Below are 15,303 nucleotides of genomic sequence, written 5' to 3'. Positions count from 1 at the left end.
CGACACCAGCTACCCGAAGATCGGCGGAACCCACTCATGACAGCGGATGCTAGCGCGGCACCGGCCACAGGGGCCGGCAGGGCCCCCGAGCCCTCCTCGGGCGAGGACCTCAAATCCCTCCCCCTGCCGGAGGTCGAGCAGAAGCTGAACAGCTCCCCCTCCGGGCTGGGCCAGGCCGAGGCCGCCGAGCGGCTGACCCGGTACGGGCCCAACGAGATAGCCGAGGTCAAGGCCAACCCGCTGCTGAAGTTCCTGGCCTATTTCTGGGGCCCGATCCCGTGGATGATCGAGGCCGCGGTGATCCTGTCGGCCGTGGTGGGCCACTGGCCGGACTTCTTCATCATCCTGGTCCTGCTGGTGGCCAACGCCGTGGTCGGCTTCTGGGAGGAGCACCAGGCAGGCAACGCGATCGACGCGTTGAAGGCCAGACTCGCGATCAAGGCCCGGGTCAGGCGCGAGGGAGCGTGGACCACCGTCGCCGCACGGGACCTGGTCCCGGGGGACGTCATCCGGGTGCGGCTGGGCGACATCGTGCCGGCCGACGCCCGGCTGCTGACCGGTGACGAGGTCGAGGTGGACCAGTCCGCGCTGACCGGGGAGTCGCTGCCGGCCACCCGGCAGCCCGGCGAGGCGGTGTTCTCCGGCTCCATCGTCCGCCGCGGCGAGAGCGACGCCCTGGTCTACGCGACCGGTGTGGACACCTACTTCGGCAAGACCGCGCAACTGGTCCAGGACGCCCACACGGTCAGCCACTTCCAGCGCGCCGTCCTGAGGATCGGGAACTACCTGATCGTCCTGGCCGCGGTCCTGGTCACGGTGATCATCGTGGTGGCGCTGGTTCGCGGCGACCCGCTGTTCACCACGGTGCAGTTCGCCCTGGTGCTGACGGTCGCCGCGATCCCGGTGGCGATGCCGACGGTGCTGTCGGTGACCATGGCCGTCGGCGCTCGGCTGCTGGCCCGCAAGCAGGCGATCGTCAGCCGGCTGGTGGCGATCGAGGAACTGGCCGGCGTGGACGTGCTGTGCGCGGACAAGACCGGCACCCTGACCCAGAACACCCTCACCCTGGGCGAGGTCTTCAGCGCCAGCGACACACCGGCCGACCAGGTCATCCTCGCGGCGGCCCTGGCCTCGCGCGCCGAGAACCAGGACCCCATCGACTTGGCCGTCCTGGGCGGCCTCGGTGACAAGGACGCCCTGGCCGGCTACCGGGTCACCCACTTCCAGCCCTTCGACCCGGTCCACAAGCGCACCGAAGCCACCGCCCAGCCCACGCAAGGCACCGTGTTCAGGACGACCAAGGGCGCACCCCAGGTCATCCTGGCGCTGTCGGCCAACGCCGCGGACGTCAAAACCGCCGTGGACGGTGCGGTCAACGCCTTCGCCGCCCGGGGCTTCCGCGCCCTGGGCGTGGCCCGCGCCGAAGGCCAGGACGGGCCCTGGCAGTTCCTCGGTGTGCTGCCCCTGTCCGACCCGCCGCGCCAGGACGCCGCCACCACCATCGCCACCGCCCGCGACATGGGCGTGAGCGTCAAGATGGTCACCGGCGACCAACTCGCCATCGCCCAGGAGACCGCCAAGAAACTCGGCATGGGCACCGGCATCCTGGACGCCGCCGGCCTGGGCGACGTCAAACAGGAGGAGAGCGCGGCGACCGCGAAGTCCATCGAGGAGGCCGACGGCTTCGCCCAGGTCTTCCCCGAGCACAAGTTCCACATCGTCGACGTCCTGCAGAAACGCGGCCACATCGTCGGCATGACCGGCGACGGCGTCAACGACGCCCCCGCGCTGAAGAAGGCCGACTGCGGCATCGCGGTGGACGGCGCCACCGACGCCGCCCGCGCGGCGGCCGACATCGTCCTGACCACCCCCGGCCTGTCCGTGATCATCGACGCGATCAAGGAAAGCCGCAAGATCTTCCAGCGGATGAACAGCTACGCGATCTACCGCATCGCCGAAACCCTGCGCGTGCTGCTGTTCGTCACCCTGGCCATCCTGGTCTTCAACTTCTACCCGCTGACCGCCGTCATGATCGTCATACTGGCGCTGCTCAACGACGGCGCCATCCTGTCCATCGCCTACGACAACGTCCGCTACCGCAACCGCCCCGAAGCCTGGAACATGCGCCTGGTACTGGGCATCGCCACAGTCCTGGGCGTGGTGGGCCCGATCGCCGCCTTCGGCCTGTTCTACCTCGGCAACAGCGTCTTCCACCTGGGCCACCCGCAACTGCAGACCCTGATGTACCTGATGCTGTCCGTCGCCGGACACCTGACGATCTTCCTCACCCGCACCCGCGGACCCTTCTGGTCCATCCGCCCCGCCCGCATCCTGTGGCTGGCCGTGCTCGGCACCCAGATCCTGGCCACCCTGATCGCCGTCTTCGGCGTCCTGATGACCCCGCTCGGCTGGACGTACGCCCTGCTGGTCTGGGGCTACGCCCTGGTCTGGTTCCTGGTCACCGACCGGATCAAACTCCTCGCCTACCGGATCCTGGACCGGACCACCACCGACAGTTCGACCACCGAGCCCACTGCTGCGCGTCCGCAAGCAGCCGAACCGGCGCCCAGCCAGGGACCGGGCACCTCACCACGGGCTGCCGGATAAGCGACGGGCACCGCGTTCCACACTGATGCCGATCCGGACGTCTACCACGACAACGACAACTGCCCCTACGGCATTGAGATCAAGGACCACGGCAACAACAGACCGGGCACGCAGGGCCGCCGCCGGTGCGCATGGTGCAGCCAGCATCCTGTGCCCGTCTAGGCGATCCCCGGTTCCCGGAGCCGCGACACCGGCGACGGGCTCCGGTCCCGGCAGAGGGAGGACGACATGAGACCGAGGCTGACGTACCGCGCGCTTCGCTCCATCGAACAGCGGCTGCGCGGCGACGACGCCCTGAACGCCTTCTTCGACCTGTTCGCACGTCTGAACCAGGAGGAGGAACTCCCCAACCACGAACGCCTCGGCGGCCTGTGGAACCTACGCCGTATCGGTGACGGCGCACGGCACAGAAGAGAAGCGAGCCCATGACCGGCCAGAGCACGTCCTTCACGATCGGCACCGAGGACCCCACCAGCGACGGTGCCTGCAGTGAGCTGACCCGCGTGGTCATCGACCCCCTCGCGCGCACGCTCATCCGCATGGTCGTCGCACCCGGGGAGCCGCCGGTTCCCGTCGGCCTTGTGGACCGGGTGGATGGCGGCAGGGCTGAGGTGGACACCCAGTGCAGCCCTGGCGACTCTGCTGCCTCCCGTAGCAGCAGGAACCCGGGGTGCGCTCGACCCATGGAGTCGATCTTCGTGTCAGCGTTGACGGTCGGGCAGTGGTTCCCAGGTAGTCCCAGATGATCGAAGAGGCAGCGGGCGAGCAGGACGCGCTTCAACGGGACAGGCTGTTTGGAGAACTCCAGGCGCGGCTGGACATGGCCCGGGACGCGAGAAATCGGGTGCACAGCCTGCTGGAAGCGGTCCTGGATGTCGGCAGGGAACTGGAACTCGACCAGGTGCTGCAGCACATCGTGGAGGCCGCGGTGGCGCTGGTGGATGCCCGGTACGGCGCGTTGGGAGTGATCGGTGAGGGCCAGCGGCTGTCCCAGTTCATCACCGTCGGCCTCGATGAAGCGCAGGAGGCGGCGATTGGAACGCCTCCGCAGGGGCACGGCCTGCTCGGGGAGCTGATCAGCAACCCGGTGCCACTGCGGCTGACCGAGCTGTCCACCCACCCGGCCTCGCTCGGCTTCCCGTCCAACCATCCGCCGATGGACACCTTCCTCGGTGTGCCGATCCGGGTGCGTGGTGAGGTGTTCGGCAACATCTACCTGACGGAGAAGAACGGTGGCGGCCAGTTCGACGCCGAGGACGAGGCTGTCCTGGCGACGCTGGCGGTGGCGGCCGGGGTGGCCATCGACAACGCCTGGCTGTTCAGCCAGGCCCGGCAACGCGAGCGCTGGCTGACCGCCAGCGCCGAGATCACCAGCAACCTGCTCACCGGAGCCGGGCGGGCCGAGGTGCTGCAGTTGCTGGCCGAACGGGCCAGGTCCATCGCCGAAGCTGACTTGGCAGTGATCGCGTTGCCCTTGGGCGCGGGCGAACTGATCGTGGAGGTGGCCGTCGGCGAGGGGGCCGAAGCCCACCAGGGACTGGTGCTGCCGGCGGAGGGTTCCTTGGTCGGGGCCGCTCTGCGCTCCGGGCGGCCGATCATCAGCGCCGCAGTCAACAAGGATGCGAGGATCACTGCCCCACGGGAACGCTGGCAGGGTCTCGGGCCTGCTGTCGCGGTGCGGATGGGGACGGTCGAGGGCGGGGTGCGCGGGGTTCTGGCGCTCGCTCGCACCGAGGGTGGCACCGAGTTCACCGCGGAGGACGGTTGCCCCTTGCTGGGGTTCGCCGGACAGGCCGCGCTGGCGCTGGAACTGGCCGAGCGCCGTCGCGACGCCGAGCAGATGACCCTGTTGCAGGACCGCGACCGAATTGCCCGCGACCTGCACGACCTGGCGATCCAGCGGCTCTTCGCGACCGGTATGACGTTGCAGAGCGCCGAGCGCTTCATCGACCACCCGCAGGCATTGGAGCGGGTCCACCGCGCGGTGGACGACCTGGACGCCACGGTGAAGATCATCCGTTCGACGATCTTCGGCCTGCGCGCCCGCGATGCCGGACCCGGCGGCCATGGCCTGCGTGCCCGCATCGTCGAAACGGTCGAGCGGGCGGTCGCAGCCCTGGGCTGCACACCTGGGCTGCGGATGGAGGGCCTGCTAGACACCGAGGTCCCCGGCGACTTCGTCGAAAGCCTGCTGGCGGTGCTGGGCGAGGCGCTGAGCAACGCGGCCCGCCACGCAAGGCCCGGGCGGTCGAGGTCACCGTCGCGGCGACGCGCACGGACCTCACCCTCACCGTGGTCGATGACGGGGTCGGCATCGCGGAGAGCGCGGCCCGAAGCGGGCTGGCCGATCTCGACGCGCGGGCCCGGCGGTGCGGGGGGACACTTGCCGTCGCCCCGGGGATCCCGCGCGGAACCCGGCTGGTGTGGCGGGTCCCGATCAAGCGGGACCAAGACTGAAGTGAGCCTAGGTCCCGGGCGGCCTGACTCCAGCGGCACTGCGGTCGTGCCGTGGCATCGAACCTATCGCCGCCTGCCCACCGCCCATGGACGGGCGGCACTGCCCCAGGATGATCACGAAGGATCCGGATGCGTGCCCGCTCGGACGCTCATCAAGGACCCGGTCCACGTGATGGAGGGGCGCACGCTCACGGGCGGTGTGATGTCTGTCGGGCCTCAATGCCCGGGTGCGGCGTCAGGGACAGCCTGGCTTCGGCCAAGGGCTACCGGGGCCCCGAGGAGGTCGGCGGAGGCGTTCCACAGTGCGATGCAGCGCTCGCCGTGGAAGTCCTTGACCACCGAGACCGAAGCGGTGCCGGCGGCCAGCAGGCGGCCGTGGTCTGCCGCGAGGCCCAGCGCCCGTGCTGCCAGGATTCGAGAGAAGTGCCCGTGGGAGACCACCACCACCGGACCTGGCGTGTGCTCGGCGTGCCCGATCAGGAACGCGTCGGCACGCGCGCCGACGCCCCCGGTGCTCTCACCAGCGGGGCATCCGTCGCGCCAGATGTTCCACCCCGGGCGCAGCGTGGAGATCTGCTCATGTGTCAGGCCCTCGTACGTTCCGTAGTCGTACTCGGCGACGAGCGGCTCCACGTTTCCCCGGACACCGGGCATCGCCAGTGCCAAGGTCTGGGCCGCGCGCTCCCGCGGGCTTGCGTAGACCACGGGCTCGCGGCCGGCAAGGACGTGGCCGAGCAGGGGCCGCAGCGCAGCCGCCTCAAGACGACCGTGTTCGGTGAGCGGAAGGTCGGTGGCACCGGTGTGCCGGCCCGACAGCGTCCATGCGGTCTCGCCGTGCCGAACGATGATCAGTTCCACGTCGATTCCCCACCCGTCCCCGCAGCACGCCCGCCCCGGGTCCCTTGCCGGGCAGCGGGCATGCCAATTCGATTGATGGCTCCGGGGATTGGGGGCTGCCATCGGTGACTGGATGCCATGGACGTCATCAGCTCCTCGGGATTCATCCAGCGGTCGGTACGTGGATGCCGCCGGGAGTCTGGGGCGACGCGAGCGCCTGCCCGCGGGGAACCCGGACAGGAAGATCAACTCTCTTGTCAGTCTACGCTCGTGGAGCGCAGACAGGGGTGAGGACCGGTGGTCCTCCTCTCAGTGGTGGCTTTCACCGCGGCCGGTGGCCGGTGAATCCCGGCCACCGGTGTCCATGTCCATGTCGGCATGCTCCTTCTGGGGGGCGCCGCCCATCATCGCGAGCATGGCCCGTCCGCCGGTACGGATGAAGCGGAGCACCAGGGCGGCGGCCAGGAGCAGGAAGACGATGTTGAGCCAGGTGGTGTAGTTCCAGCTCACGCCCTGGGTCGGGAGCGTTGCCCGGGCCTGGTCGGGGACCAGTCCCAGGCCGCCGAACGTGAACTCCACGATGTATCCGGCGATGACCATCGCGGTGTAGAAGGTCGTGGCGAGGAAGAAGGTCATCCGCCACCCGTAGTACTTCTTGTAGATGGCCAGGATCGGCAGGATCAGCAGGTCGGCGAAGATGAAGGCGACGACGCCGCCGAAGCTGATGCCGCCCTTCCACAGCACTACGGCCAGGGGCACGTTGCCGATCGAGCACACGAACGAGAGCATGGCGACCAGAGGTCCCACCAGCGGTCCCCAGATCTTGGACGCCAGGGGATGGCCGGTGAAGAAGAAGGTGTGCCAGAAGGAGTCGGGGACCCAGGCGGCGACGGCCCCGGCGATGAGCAGGCCGATGACCAGGTCGCGCAGGATCGCGGCCCACTCCATCACGAACACGTGCGCCACCGAGGTGTATCCCTGCGTTGAGAACAGGCGCCGGGTGAAGGTGCCCTCGCGCTGGACGGACATGTCCATCGCCGCATGGCCCTCCATCGAGCCCGCCGCTCCGCGTTCGGCCTGTTCACGTGCTTCGCGTAGGAGCTTGTCGCGCAGCAGTACCCGGAAGAGCACGGCCAGGACCACGATCATGATCGGGCCGCCGACGAACTCGGCGGCGGTGAACTGCCAGCCCATCAGCAGGGTCAGGATCACGCCGAGTTCGATGACCAGGTTGGTGGAGGCGATCTCGAAGGCCATCGCGGCGGTGAAGTTCGCGCCCTTGCGGAACAGTGAACGGGCCAGAGCGACGGCCGCGTAGGAGCACGAGGAGGACGCCGCGCCGAGCAGCGAGGCCAGGGCCAGCGTCCTTGGCCGGTCATCGCCCAGCAGCCGGATGATCGTGGACCTTCGCACCACCGCCTGTACCACCGCGGACAGGGCGAAGCCCAGGATCAGCGCCCAGGTGATCTCCCAGGCCATCGAGCCGGTGAGCGAGAGCGCGTGCAGGATCGCGTGCATGTTCTCCCCTGGTGGCGGATGGGTTGTGCGCGGATTCGGGAAGCGGCTCGGCCGCGCGCCTCAGTGTGCTCGCGAAGGGTCCTCGGCTTCGTGCTGCTGATCGGCTGCCCAGGTCCGCCGCGGTGGAACGCGACCGGCGGCCTGACGTGGTTCAGGCAGCTGTGGCGCGGCTGGTACGGCCGCGCGGCAGGGCGAGTGGCCGGTCACCGTCAGCGGTTCGCCGTGGTGGCTGATCTCCAGGTCGGAGCCTTCCAGGAGGGTGTAGGTGGCGTCCTGGTGGGTGATGTCCACCCGGATGCAGCGTTGCTGGAACTGCACGGCGAAGGCCAGGCGGGTCAACTGCTCGGGCAGGCGCGGGGCGAAGGCGAGTGCGTTGTTCTGGTGCCGCATCCCGCCGAAGCCGGTCACCAGGGCGATCCAGGTCCCGGCAAGTGAGGCGAGGTGGATGCCGTCGCGGGTGTTGTGCTCCAGGTCCGCCAGGTCCATCAGCGCCGCCTCGCCGAGGTAGTCGTAGGCCAGGCGCAGGTGGCCGACCTCGGCGGCCAGGACAGCCTGGCTGCTGGCGGACAGGGAGGAGTCCCGCACCGTGACCGCCTCGTAGTAGGCGAAGTTGGCGGCCTTCTGCTGCGCGGTGAACAGGTCGCCGCGCTGCTGCATGGCGAAGACGAGGTCGGCCTGCTTGCTGACCTGCTTGCGGTACAGGTCGAAGTAGGGGAAGTGCAGCATCAGCGGGTAGGACTGCGCTGCGGTCGCGGCGAAGTCCCACACCTGGTGGGTGGTGAAACCGACCGACTGCTCGTGCACGCCCAGCACCGCGTTGAAGGGCATCGCGATCCGGGCCGCGGCGTCGCGCCAGGCAGCAGTCTCCTCATCGTCCACCCCGAGCGAGAGTGCCGCCTGGCGGTGGCGCGAGACCGCGTCGGCGGCGGCCACCAGGTTCTGCTGGGCCATCACGTTGGTGTAGATGTTGTCGTCGGCGACCGCGCTGTACTCGTCCGGACCGGTCACCCCGTCCAGGTGGAACACCCCCGCATCGTCGTGGTAGCCCAGGGAGCGCCACAACCGGGCGGTGTGCACCAGCAGTTCCAGGCCGACCTCACGTTCGAAGGCCACGTCGCCGGTAGCCGAGGTGTAGCGCACCACCGCGTCGGCGATGTCGGCGTTGACATGGAAGGCCGCCGTCCCGGCCGGCCAGTACGCCGAGCACTCATCCCCGTTGATCGTCCGCCAGGGAAACGCGGCCCCCGCCAGCCCGAGCTTGGCCGCCCGGGCCAGCGCCGCCGGAAGGGTGGCGTGGCGCCAGCGCAGCGCCTGGCCCACCGCCGCCGGCGCCGTATGGACCAGCATGGGAACCACGTACGCCTCGGTGTCCCAGAAGCAGTGCCCGTCGTACCCGGACCCGGTCAGACCCTTGGCCGGTATCGCCCGCTCCTCGGCGCAGGCCGCCGCCTGCAGGACGTGGAACAGCGCGAACCGCACCGCCTGCTGAATCTCGGCATCGCCCTCCACCTCCACGTCCGCATGAGCCCAGAAATCGTCCAGGTACGCGCGCTGCCCCGCCAGCAACCCCGCCCACCCGATCTCCGCGGCGCCCGCCAGCGCCGCGTCGACCTGGTCCCGCACCGCGGGCAGCGACCGGGCACCGGACCACCCGTGCGCCACGGTCTTCACCACCCGCAGACACTCACCCGGCGCAAGCTGCGAGGTCACCGTCAGGCGGCTCACGTCCGGACCGCTCTCCGCCGCCGCCGATGTACCCGCCGGGCCGTCGATGAGGTGATCGGCTGCCACCGCGACCCGCGACCCGCTGCGCTCCGTGCGGTGCACCAGCCGCAGCCTGCTGCCGCGTGCGAAGTCGTCCTCCGCCACCAGCACCGAGTCAAGCACCGCCGCTACCCTGGGGTCGCCTCCCTGCGGCGGCAGTTGCTCGTTGGCGACCAGCTCGGACTGCAGCACGACCTGTACCTGCCGGTCGACCGCCTCGACCTCGTAGGCGATCGAGGCGATCGCGCGCTGGGTGAGCGAGACCAGCCGGGTCGAGTGGATCCGCACGGTGCAGCCCGAGGGCGTGGTCCACAGGACGCTCCGCTCCAGCACCCCGGCGCGGAAGTCCAGCACGCGCTCGTGGCTGTGCAGGGTTCCGTAGCGCAGGTCCAGCGGCTCGCCGTCGACCAGCAGCCGCATCACCTTGCCGTTGGTCACATTGATGATCGTCTGGCCGGACTCCGGGTAGCTGAACCCGGCCTCCGCGTACGGCAGCGGGCGGAACTCGAAGACGCCGTTGAGATAGGTCCCCGGCAGGCCGTGCGGCTCGCCCTCGTCCAGGTTGCCCCGCCAGCCCACATGGCCGTTGGACAACGCGAACAGCGACTCGCTCTGCGCGAGCACCTCCAGATCCAGATCACACTCGCGCAGACACCACGGATCGACAGCGAAAGCGGGATGGGCGATCACCTGCCCGGACCAAGCGCTCGGACCGCACAGGCCGGCGGCGTGGCTCGACAGAACACAACATGCCCCGCGGGGGGTCCCGCACCCGGAACCTCAGCTGCGTGCGACTGCCGCCCCTGCCCAGGTGCCCGATCACGGGCACTGCCCGCCAAGCGGGCCCACCGATACACCCTCGCTGCTGCTCGGACCGGCTTGCTCATCGGTGCGCCCCAGATACGCTCGCGCCCGACATTCTGCCGGACTGTGGCCGCGTCGGGGTCCAGGACGCTGATTGAGCCCACTCTAGGCCGAAGCCGCCCCCACAGCGAGAAGTAGCCGTACCCCTCCAGGCGCCCCCGGGGGACAGAGGAGCACGCGCCCGACGACCACGGGATCCAACCGTCCCGGCCGAACCCGCTCCGTGCTGGTTGGCGGCTCTGACGCACCCCGGAGCGGTTCAGTCCGCAACGGCCTGCGGACGCCGTCCACCTGCGGCGGGGTGCTGCCCGACTACCCCGGCCCGGCCTTGGGGACCATCGGAACAGCCATTAGCGCTAAGCCGGTGATCTTGGTCCCTGGGCCGTCGCCCGCGCGTCACCGCTCTCAGTCCTCATCCCCCGCTGTCGTCTCGCTGACGAGCCGGAGGGCGGGGCGCGGCGGGGCGAACTCGCCGAGTTCCAGTGCTGCCTCGCGCCAGTTCGCGGCGAGCTGGAGCAGCCGTTCGCTGTCGTGGCGGTAGCCGGGCGGCGGGGTGTTCGGGACGGCCGGCCAGAGGATGGTGGCGGCGAACCGGAGCCCGTGCATGGCGGCGGTCGCGTGAGCGTCGATGCTCCCGCCTTCCAGGCGCCGCAGCATGTCGAGCCGGGCGGCGGCGGCGAGGAGTTCGTCGTACACCTTCGCGTATTCCTGCGCGCGAACGGTGGCGAGGTCATCCACGTCGGGTGCCTGCGGCGTTCGGGTGGGGCTGGGCCTGGAGCCGTTCGCGCAGATCGATCTCTTCGGGGGTGAGCGGGTCCCCGGACCGGCGGATGCGGACGGGCTTGGGCCGCAGCGGCAGGCCATCGTCCGCGGCGAGCGCCCGGTACAGCGAGGCGACCGAGGGGGACTTGCCCGCGTTCTTCCCGACCTTGATGGTGAGCTTCTTCGCGATCTCCGGGACAGGGACGCCCTTGTCCTTCAGGGCGACGGCGAAGGTGAGCATGTCGTCGTCGATGACCTTCGGCCGCCCGCCGTGGTTGCCCTTGGACGCGGCGATGACCTGGCCCTCCAGGGTCTTCTCCCGGATGTAGTTGCGCTCGATCTGCCCGGCGACGGCGAGCACGGCGAAGAACATCGCGCCCATGCCGTTGGGGTCGTAGATCCCGGTGAGCGGCCCGGTGAGGAGTTCGAGCTGGATGCCGCCGGCCTGGAGCTCGGCGGACAGCGTCATCAGCTCGGCCGCGTTCCTGGCCAGACGCTTCAGCTCGTGCACCGTGAAGATGACCGGCGTCTCGGGTGCGGCTTCCTTGAACTGGTGGGCCAGCGCGAGCGCCTTCTCCAGCTCGGGCCGGACCTTGACCCTGGTGCTGATCTGCTCCTTGAAGACCTTGTGGCACTCGGCCCGGTGAAGGGCTTCGAGTTGACTCGCCAGCTCCTGCCGGGCGGTCGACGTCCTCGCGTACCCGATGCGGACCGGCCGCTCGGTGCGGGGCGCGGGCACGATCGCGAGCGCGGGGCCCTGCTTCCACGCGCGGCCGGGAGCGCGGTCGGCGGGGACGGGGATCTCCAGTTCCTCGCGGAGGGCGGGGACGAGGACGAAGCGCGGGGTGTGGTACTTCGCGGCGGTCTTCCCGCCCCGGGTGCGGCAGGCGCTGCCGGCGGGCGCGTCACAGTTCGGGCAGTCGTGACGTTCTACCGCAAGTGCGGCCTGATCGGGCGTCAAATCCATGGAGGGAGTCTCTCAGAAGTGCCTCGCACAACATGCCGGTTTCGAGAGGACTTTTGCCAACGGCGACCTGCGGAAATGTGATCACCCGGGAGGGGCTCGCAGAACTCTCACAGATGGTCATTTGTGAGAACCGATCCGGTTCTGCGTCACGATCATGGCCACGATGTCGGTGAGAGACCGACGAACTGCCCTTCGCGGACCTGGCCGACGACACGGAGCGCCTGGCCAACCGCCGCGCCGCCGACGAAGGGCACCCAGTTCCTCGTCCGGGAGGGGAAGCTCGCCAGGTGAGCCGGCCGCTGGGCCGCAGGCTTCGCGCCCGCCTCGCACCCCTCACGTCGCAAGTCGGGAGCACAGGCCCGAACGCCCGGATCAGACGTTGCGACGTCCACCCGGTGCCCACGGGTGGCCTCGGGTCGCGGCTTGTCGGGTGCCGACGTAGACAGGGTGCATGAGCAAGAAGAAGGAGACCTGGCATCCGGGCGAGTTCGTGCCCGCCAGCGGGATCTACGTATGCGACTGCGGCGGCGGGCACCACTGGAGTACGGACGTGAAGGGGCACCGTTTCCCGCCGCTGCCGAGCGACTGCACTGGTGAGTCCTGGGCACTGAAGACCCAGGCTCATCCGGAGTTCCTCCCCTGACACCGCTCAGCAGGCGGGCCGACTTGCCCGATGTGCCCGTCTCAGGGTTTGGCAGTCCATGATCGGCGAGAGCACGTCTTTCACGATCGGAACCAAGATCTCTCTCCCCCCCCGGGGCCGTGTCAGCGGTGAGCTGACCCAGGTGGTTATCGATCCTCTGGCGCGCCCGCTCGCTCACCCATCTGGTCGTCGAAGCCGCACGCCGGGGCGGCTGGTGTCCGTCGGCCTGTTGGATCCGGCCGTCGCATCGATCCGGCTGCGCTGCAGCACCGCGTGTGCACGGACTTCGTAGCGCTCCATGACGCCGAGCAGACGCAGTTCCTGCCCGGCTGTGAGAACAAGTGGGGTTTCCAGAGCGGCCAGGTACTCGCCTGGCTGTGTACAAGGAGGAGTTTCGATGAGCAGCGAGACATCGTCGGTTCCGCGGATCGTGGTGGGCGTCGACGGCTCCGAGTCGTCGAAGGCGGCGTTGTTGTGGGCGGTCCACCAGGCCGAGCTGACCGGTGGCGCGGTAGAGGCGGTCATCGCCTGGGAGCGTCCGCTCGCCTGGTACGCCTTGGCGGCTCCCGGAAGCGGGTCGTACGACTTCGGAGGACTCGCGGGCGGATACCTGGGCCGGGTGATCGACTCGGCCATCGGCCCGGACCGGCAGGTCGAGATTCGCCCCAGAACGCTGGAGGGACACCCAGCGGCCGTGCTGCTGGACGCCGCCCGTGGGGCCCGGCTGCTGGTGGTGGGCGGCCGCGGGCACGGCGGATTCGGCGAGGCCGTGCTGGGATCGGTCAGCCAGCACTGCGTTCAGCATGCCCCATGCCCCGTCGTGGTGGTTCGCGGACACGAGGGGTGACAGCGGAGTGACAAATGGTGGCGATCCCTACGCTAGCCAGCATGAACCAGGACGGACAGGAAGCCGGCGCCGCCGTACACCAAGGCGGCGGGCCGTATCACCCCAAGACCGAGCGCCATCAGCGTCGGGGCCGTGGCCGGCTGAGGCTGCGTGACGCCTCGGCCATGGCCATCGGGGGAATGATCGGCGGCGGGATCTTCTCGGTGCTGGGGGTGACCATCCAACTCGCGGGCCACCTCGCGTTCATGTGCTTCGTGCTCGCGGGTCTGCTGGCGCTTGTCACCGCGCACAGCTACGCGGGGCTCGCCCGGCGCTCGGGACGCTCAGGCGGCCCGTACGCCTACCTGTGCGAGGCCGGGCACCCCCGCTTCGCGGCGATCACGAGCTGGTACCTCATCTTCGGCTACGTCCTCGCCCTGGCCGTCTATGCCTTCACCTTCGGCCACTACATCGCCCAGGCCATCGGAACCGGCGACGTCGTCGCCCGGGCCGCGTCCGTCGTCGTCCTCGGGGCGTTCCTGGCGATCAATGTTCGGGGCATCGGCGCGTCGCGCCTCACCGAGGACTCCGTGGTGCTGGCCAAACTCGTCATCCTCGCGGTCATCGCCGGTATCGGGCTGTTCGCGTGGTCGCCGCACCGGCTCAGCCCACTCGCCGACACCGGCTACCTGGGCGTGTTCGTGGGGGCCGCCTCGATCTTCATCGCCTATGAGGGCTTCGAGCTGCTCTCCTACGACTACGACGCCATGGAACAGCCCGCCCGGACGCTGCCCAGGGCGCTCTATCTGTCGGTGCTTGTGGTCATCGCCGTCTACGTGGCCGTGACGCTGAGTTCGCAGATGCTGGTCTCGGACTCGCTGATCGTCTCCCAGCGCGAGGTGGCCTTCGCGGCCGTGGGCCAGGAGGCACTCGGCACGTTCGGACGTTGGCTGGCGACCGGGGCCGCTGTGCTGGCCACCTCGTCGGCCGTCAACGCCACCCTGTTCTCCACCGCCCGGCTCGTCCGCGACCTCAGCGACGCCCGTGAACTGCCGCCCTTCCTGGGCCGGACACCTGCCGGGGTGCCGGCCAACGCCATGTGGATGCTCACCCTGCTCGGCGCCGTTTTCGCCATGCTGCCCGGCATCAACGAACTCCTGACCTTCGCCTCGGCCACCTTCCTCGGCGTCTTCGGCCTCATCAACCACCTCCACGCCCGCACCACCGACCGCACTCGGGAGCGGGTGCTCGGACACCTAGGGGCAACCGCATGCGCCATCGCCATCATCGTGCTCCTCGCCAAGCTCGCCCTCCACGAACCCACCACCCTGGCGCTCATCGCCGGCTGCGTCCTCGGCGTGGGCGCACTGCGACTGCTCTTCGCACGAAACCGGTCCACCGCACCACACCAGCACTGACACCCGAACACAATGCCGCCGTGCGCCTGCAGCCGATGCGGTGAACGTACGGACCAATGCCCGCTGGAGAAGACATGCCGGAAAGCGGCCGGAACAGGCAGGACGCCACCTGCAGGCCATGGGTGCGCTCCCGGACAACCAAGCCCCTCCGTCATCGAACTGCACCTGCCCGCCGTCACCCGGGTTACCGCTTCCGGCGCCGTGGAGCCGCTGAGCCAGCGCCGACGAACTGGACGGGGCACTGACGGTGCGGTGATCAGCTCACCCACTCGTAGCCGTCTTCCTCGTCCCACGCGGGCCCCTGGTCATCGCCGCTGAGCAGGTCGTTGATCTCGTCCTCGGTGAGCTCGACGTCGTCCATGACCCTCATGAGGTGACCCCCGTGGTGACTCTGCTGGTCTATTCACGGTGCGGCCCGCGTGATCTTCCGATGGCTGGGAGAGTGGGGTGGACGCTGATTCGCGGGGAACCGATGGGGTGGTCCGTGATGTCGTTGTGGCCCAGGTCCGGTTAATGAGATTCCCGAGATGACGGCGCGGGTCGCCCGGGCCGCGTTCCCCCAGGGCTCGTTGGCCATCCGAATTCGTGATGCGCTGGGCGAGGTCTTCGCCGACGAGCAGTTCAGCGATCTGTTCGCGGC

At 69.5% G+C, this 15,303-nt stretch carries 10 protein-coding genes and 1 pseudogene; 6 read left to right on the top strand and 5 right to left on the bottom strand.

Annotation, left to right across the window (positions count from 1 at the left end; all coding sequences use genetic code 11):
* Nucleotides 1-36: 36 nt before the first annotated feature.
* The 3 genes and pseudogenes from O3W51_RS22105 (at nt 37) to O3W51_RS22095 (ending at nt 5,064) form a co-directional block, all read left to right on the top strand.
* Nucleotides 37-2,607 (top strand): plasma-membrane proton-efflux P-type ATPase, encoded by a 2,571-nt coding sequence (locus O3W51_RS22105; RefSeq protein WP_164608377.1) that lies wholly within the window; start codon nt 37-39, stop codon nt 2,605-2,607.
* 228 nt (nt 2,608-2,835) lie between these two features.
* On the top strand, nt 2,836-3,036 hold the full coding sequence (locus O3W51_RS22100) for a hypothetical protein (protein ID WP_164608376.1): 201 nt from the start codon (nt 2,836-2,838) through the stop codon (nt 3,034-3,036).
* A gap of 313 nt (nt 3,037-3,349) precedes the next feature.
* A pseudogene (locus O3W51_RS22095) lies at nt 3,350-5,064 on the top strand (GAF domain-containing sensor histidine kinase).
* A 216-nt stretch (nt 5,065-5,280) separates the two neighbouring features.
* Here O3W51_RS22095 and O3W51_RS22090 read toward each other — a convergent pair.
* The 5 genes from O3W51_RS22090 to O3W51_RS22070 all read right to left on the bottom strand — a co-directional run bounded on the left by O3W51_RS22090 (nt 5,281) and on the right by O3W51_RS22070 (nt 11,776).
* Nucleotides 5,281-6,024, bottom strand: a complete 744-nt coding sequence (locus O3W51_RS22090) for a histidine phosphatase family protein (RefSeq protein ID WP_443048322.1) — start codon at nt 6,022-6,024, stop codon at nt 5,281-5,283.
* A gap of 186 nt (nt 6,025-6,210) precedes the next feature.
* Nucleotides 6,211-7,419: a permease gene (locus O3W51_RS22085; RefSeq protein ID WP_164608374.1), complete on the bottom strand. Its 1,209-nt coding sequence runs from the start codon at nt 7,417-7,419 to the stop codon at nt 6,211-6,213.
* Nucleotides 7,420-7,479: 60 nt separating this feature from the next.
* Complete coding sequence (locus tag O3W51_RS22080) at nt 7,480-9,873, bottom strand: glycoside hydrolase family 65 protein (protein WP_164608373.1); 2,394 nt, start codon at nt 9,871-9,873, stop codon at nt 7,480-7,482.
* A gap of 579 nt (nt 9,874-10,452) precedes the next feature.
* Complete coding sequence (locus tag O3W51_RS22075; protein ID WP_164608372.1) at nt 10,453-10,785, bottom strand: hypothetical protein; 333 nt, start codon at nt 10,783-10,785, stop codon at nt 10,453-10,455.
* The gene (locus O3W51_RS22070) at nt 10,778-11,776 is read right to left on the bottom strand and encodes a recombinase family protein (protein ID WP_164608371.1); all 999 of its coding nucleotides are present in this window, start codon (nt 11,774-11,776) and stop codon (nt 10,778-10,780) included. Before O3W51_RS22070 ends, O3W51_RS22075 begins: the two co-directional genes overlap by 8 nt.
* A 451-nt stretch (nt 11,777-12,227) precedes the next feature.
* On the opposite strand from O3W51_RS22070, the gene O3W51_RS22065 reads away from it, so the two are divergent.
* The 3 genes from O3W51_RS22065 (at nt 12,228) to O3W51_RS22055 (ending at nt 14,663) form a co-directional block, all read left to right on the top strand.
* Complete coding sequence (locus O3W51_RS22065) at nt 12,228-12,419, top strand: hypothetical protein (protein WP_164608370.1); 192 nt, start codon at nt 12,228-12,230, stop codon at nt 12,417-12,419.
* Between the two features lie 397 nt (nt 12,420-12,816).
* Nucleotides 12,817-13,266 carry a universal stress protein gene (locus tag O3W51_RS22060; RefSeq protein ID WP_164608369.1) on the top strand — a complete coding sequence of 150 codons (450 nt, stop codon included), beginning with the start codon at nt 12,817-12,819 and terminating at the stop codon, nt 13,264-13,266.
* Nucleotides 13,267-13,307: 41 nt separating this feature from the next.
* Entirely contained in the window at nt 13,308-14,663 is a 1,356-nt protein-coding gene (locus O3W51_RS22055) for an APC family permease (RefSeq protein WP_164608368.1), read from the top strand.
* Nucleotides 14,664-15,303: the final 640 nt, after the last annotated feature.

The sequence above is a fragment of the Streptomyces sp. H39-C1 genome (assembly GCF_027158125.1).
Taxonomy (GTDB): domain Bacteria; phylum Actinomycetota; class Actinomycetes; order Streptomycetales; family Streptomycetaceae; genus Actinacidiphila; species Actinacidiphila fildesensis.
This window is presented reverse-complemented; position numbering and strand designations above follow the sequence as displayed.

Coding starts and splice junctions, on each gene's coding strand:
- O3W51_RS22055 (WP_164608368.1), top strand. CDS start 13,308: ATGAACCAGGACGGACAGGAAGCCGGCGCCGCCGTACACCAAGGCGGC.
- O3W51_RS22065 (WP_164608370.1), top strand. CDS start 12,228: ATGAGCAAGAAGAAGGAGACCTGGCATCCGGGCGAGTTCGTGCCCGCC.
- O3W51_RS22070 (WP_164608371.1), bottom strand. CDS start 11,776: ATGGATTTGACGCCCGATCAGGCCGCACTTGCGGTAGAACGTCACGAC.
- O3W51_RS22085 (WP_164608374.1), bottom strand. CDS start 7,419: ATGCACGCGATCCTGCACGCGCTCTCGCTCACCGGCTCGATGGCCTGG.
- O3W51_RS22105 (WP_164608377.1), top strand. CDS start 37: ATGACAGCGGATGCTAGCGCGGCACCGGCCACAGGGGCCGGCAGGGCC.
- O3W51_RS22100 (WP_164608376.1), top strand. CDS start 2,836: ATGAGACCGAGGCTGACGTACCGCGCGCTTCGCTCCATCGAACAGCGG.
- O3W51_RS22060 (WP_164608369.1), top strand. CDS start 12,817: ATGAGCAGCGAGACATCGTCGGTTCCGCGGATCGTGGTGGGCGTCGAC.
- O3W51_RS22090 (WP_443048322.1), bottom strand. CDS start 6,024: ATGGCAGCCCCCAATCCCCGGAGCCATCAATCGAATTGGCATGCCCGC.